At 75.3% G+C, this 2,989-nt stretch carries 1 protein-coding gene and 1 pseudogene; both read left to right on the top strand.

Translation table 11 applies throughout. The annotated features are described in order from the left end of the window. Positions 1–1,706 (top strand): annotated as a pseudogene (locus tag U9R90_RS34990) (serine protease); the annotation flags it as partial. Positions 1,707–1,885: 179 nt separating this feature from the next. Further along, on the top strand, positions 1,886–2,839 hold the full coding sequence (locus tag U9R90_RS34985) for a bifunctional riboflavin kinase/FAD synthetase (RefSeq protein ID WP_411061425.1): 954 nt from the start codon (positions 1,886–1,888) through the stop codon (positions 2,837–2,839). The last annotated feature ends 150 nt before the right edge of the window (positions 2,840–2,989 follow it).

Here is a 2,989-nt window from a genome sequence, read left to right as displayed (position 1 = left end):
CCCCGTCCCTGCCGGTGCCCCGCCACCGCATCGGCCCCGTGGTCCAGGCCCTGGTGCTGCTCTCCCGCCAGCAGGGCGGTGCGGACCTGTCCCGGCACCTGGAGGAGCTGGTCCACGCGGCGGACCACTTCGCGGGGCGTACGGATCCGCGGGCGGGGCCGCGCACGGGGTCCACGCACGAGCCGCGGCCGGGGAGCACGAGCGGTCCCTCGCGCGTGCGAAAGCCCCCCGCGTGGGCCGCGGCGGCCGCCGACGATCCGGGGTTTCCCGACGATGCCGGCTGGTGGGCGCGGCGGCTGCTGTCCGAGGTGCTGCTGGGGGTGCCCGACGCCCGGCCGTATCGCGGAGTGCTGCGGCTGCTGGCGGACCGGACCGTGGCGGGGAACCTGAAGGGCGCCTTCGGGCCGTGGTTCTGGCGAGGGCTGCCGCTGCCCGAGCGGGACCGCATCGACCTGCTGCGGCAGCTGGTCGTCGCCGACGGGCAGGCCGGCAGCGACCGGTACCTGGACGCCGTCGGCGCGTGGCTGCGGGATGACCCCGAAGCCCTACAGCCGCTGCTCACCCGGTGGTTCACGGACGAGCGGCCGCTGCCCGCCGCGCCGGACGCCACGGTGGCGACGGCCGCCCAGGCCCTCCTGCACACCCACCGGCACCGCGCGATCGACGCGCTCACCGAGGCCCTCGTCGCCTGCGCGCACCCCCGCGGCGACGAACTCCTGGCAGCGCTCGCCGACGACGAACCCTCCGCGGTCTGCCGCGCCGTGGACCGCTGGGCCCACGACGAGCGCCCCGGGCGCCGGGTCGCCGCGGCCGCGTACGGGCTGCGGGCAGCGCCCCGCGTCACCACCGAAGCCGACCGGGGCCTGCTGCGGTACGCGGCGCTCGCCCTGCTGGCCCGCCCCGCCGACTGCACCCTGCACGGCGCCGCGCTCGCCCTCCTCGTACGCGACCCGCGCACCCGTGAGCGCCATCTGCCGCTCGCCCTGAAACGCTTCGAAGCGGGCGACCCGCAGCTCCCGGCGAGCGCCCTGGCCACCGCCCTGACCACCCACCCCGAACCGGTCATCGCCGCCTTCCGCACCCGGCTGCGGGAGCCGAGCCCGACCTCGGGCGAGGTGCTGCGGACCCTGGCCGACGTGACCACACCCGCGCTGGCCCGCCGGGTCGCCACCCTCGTACGGGACTTCCTGGAGCTGCGCCCGGAGGCCGCGGCGTACGCGGCCGGGTACGTCGACCGGCGCCTCGAACACGGCCCCGCCGCCCGCGCCGTCCTCTTCCCCCTGGTGGCGGGCGTGCTGCAGAGCTGCCCCGCCCAGGTGCGCCGCGACCTCGCCCCCGTACTCGCGGCGCACGGCACCCGCGCGTCGCGTGCGCTGCGCCTGGAGCTGCTCGACGTCCTGCTCGACGGCGAACGGGACCCGGCCGTACTGGACGAGGTCCTCACCACCGTCGCCACGGCCACCGCGCGGCGTGGCCCGGCAGGCACCCGCGCCCTGGTACACCGCATCGGGGCGCTCCTGGTCCGCACCCCCGAGGGCGCGGCCCGTTTCGACCGCCGCCTGGTCGAGCTGGCCCGCGCCGAATCCGGCTTCGCCGCGCCGCTCGCCCGCTGGCTGGCCGACGCGCCCCAGGACTGGGCCGCCCTGGTCGGCCCCAGTGCCCGCCGCATGATCGAGAACCTGGCCGGCGTCCGCGTCCCGGCCTGACCTCGCACGGCTCGCGCTGAGAGCCTGTCTTCGAACCCCCGCCTGCGCCTCGGGCGAACGACGGGGGTTCAAAGACAGGCTCTGAGCCGCAGCCGATGCGAACCGCGCAGCCCCGGCATGGCACTCTTAGACCTGCGCAATTATCAGGACGTACACAGGTTCGGCGAGGAGCAAACACCGTGCAGCGCTGGCGTGGCTTGGAGGACATCCCCCAGGACTGGGGGCGCAGCGTCGTCACCATCGGCTCCTACGACGGCGTGCACCGCGGCCACCAGCTGATCATCGGCCGCGCCGTGGCCCGCGCCCGCGAGCTCGGCATCCCGTGCGTCGTCGTCACCTTCGACCCGCACCCGAGCGAGGTCGTCCGCCCCGGCAGCCACCCGCCGCTGCTGGCCGCGCACCACCGCAGGGCCGAGCTGATGGCCGAGCTGGGCGTGGACGCGGTGCTCATCCTCCCCTTCACCAGCGAGTTCTCGAAGCTGTCGCCCGCCGACTTCGTCGTCAAGGTCCTGGTGGACAAGCTGCGCGCCCGCCTGGTCGTCGAGGGCCCCAACTTCCGCTTCGGCCACAAGGCCGCGGGCAACGTCGCGTTCCTGGCCGAGCAGGGGCAGACGTACGACTACGAGGTCGAGGTCATCGACCTGTTCGTGCGCGGCGAGGCGGGCGGCGGCGAGCCCTTCTCCTCCACTCTCACCCGCCGCCTGGTCGCCGAGGGCGATGTGGCGGGCGCCGCCGAGATCCTGGGCCGCCCGCACCGCGTCGAGGGCGTCGTCGTACGGGGCGCCCAGCGCGGCCGCGAGCTCGGCTTCCCGACAGCCAACGTCGAGACCCTGCCGCACACGGCCATCCCGGCCGACGGCGTGTACGCGGGGTGGCTGCACGCCGCGGGCGAGGCGATGCCGGCCGCGATCTCCGTCGGCACCAACCCGCAGTTCGACGGCACCGAGCGCACGGTCGAGGCGTACGCGATCGACCGCGTCGGGCTCGACCTGTACGGACTGCATGTCGGGGTCGACTTCCTGGCCTTCGTCCGCGGCCAGTTGAAGTTCGACTCGATCGAGGGCCTGCTGGAGGCCATCGGCGACGATGTGAAGCGCTGCCGCGAACTGGTCGCCGCGGCGGAGGCTGAGTAATTAGCCCGGCTCGGGCGGAAATTCAGCCCGGCCGGCGTTTGAGGCCATCTGTGAGCCCGGCCGGCGAGGCCTTTCGGGAACGGGTGGGGTGGGGGACGTATTTCTGACGCGCGCCCCCGCCCAGTGGCACGCCACCTGCGACCCGCCCCC

Source organism: Streptomyces sp. E11-3 (assembly GCF_046540415.1).
Taxonomy (GTDB): Bacteria; Actinomycetota; Actinomycetes; order Streptomycetales; family Streptomycetaceae; genus Streptomyces.
The sequence above is the reverse complement of the archived record's forward strand: the minus strand, read 5'-3'. Positions and strand labels throughout refer to the sequence as shown.